We start from the raw sequence: 866 nt of genomic DNA on the forward strand, positions 1-866 counted from the left end.
AGAGCTCGTAACAGGATCTTGGTGGGATGTCCTGGTCGGGCGTGACCGGTGTGACGATTCGGCCGTTCGGGATGGTGTGAGTACTCGGCCGTGGATCGTGGATGACGACTTGTGGGCACTGATCGAGCCTCTGCTGCCGCCGTGGCCGACGAGGTCACCAGGGCCTCGGCCGGTGCCCGACCGGCTGTGTCTGCAGGGCATTCTCTACGTCCTCTATAACGACATCGCCTGGCAACTCCTGCTGCCTGAGCTGGGGTTCGGATCCGGGCAGACCTGCTGGCGGCGCCTGGAACGTTGGCAGCGGGCAGGGGTCTTCGACCAGCTGCACCGGATCCTGCTCAGTGAGCTGAACGCGGCAGGCCGGCTCGACTGGTCCAGGGCGTGCGTGGACGGCTCCCACATCCGCGCGAAAAAGGGGGAGCCGACACCGGTCCGTCGCCGGTCGACCGGCGGAAGACGGGCCGCAAACACCACCTGATCTGCGACGGACATGGCACACCGCTCAAAGTCATCACGACCGCGGCCAACGTCAACGACGTCACCCAGACCCTCGCCCTGGTCGACGGCATCCCGCCGGTGGCAGGCCGCCCCGGCCGGCCCCGCCGTCGTCCCGAAGCCCTGCTCGGAGACAAGGGCTACGACTCGAACCCCAACCGGGAAGAGCTGCGGAAACGCCGGGTCCTGCCCGTCATCTCCCGCAAAGGAGCCCCGAACATCAAGGGCATGGGCAAGCTCCGCTACGTCGTCGAGCAGGCCTTCGCCCTGCTCCACCAGTTCAAACGGCTCGCCGTCCGCTGGGAACGCCGCACAGAACTCCACGACGCCTTCGTCTCCCTCGCCTGCAGCCTCATCTGCTGGCGACGCCT

General features: G+C 67.2%; 1 protein-coding gene. It reads left to right on the top strand.

Translation table 11 applies throughout. The features are described 5' to 3' along the window. Positions 1-76 precede the first annotated feature (76 nt). Positions 77-866, top strand: a protein-coding gene (locus tag ACLB9X_RS34380; RefSeq protein WP_410364341.1) for an IS5 family transposase whose coding sequence is annotated in 2 segments (ribosomal slippage) — positions 77-394 and positions 397-866 — 788 coding nt annotated over the 2 segments. Because the reading frame shifts where the segments join, the coding sequence is not laid out codon by codon here. This gene is flagged as partial in the annotation.

The sequence above is a fragment of the Streptomyces sp. 5K101 genome, assembly GCF_046506645.1.
Taxonomy (GTDB): Bacteria; Actinomycetota; Actinomycetes; order Streptomycetales; family Streptomycetaceae; genus Streptomyces.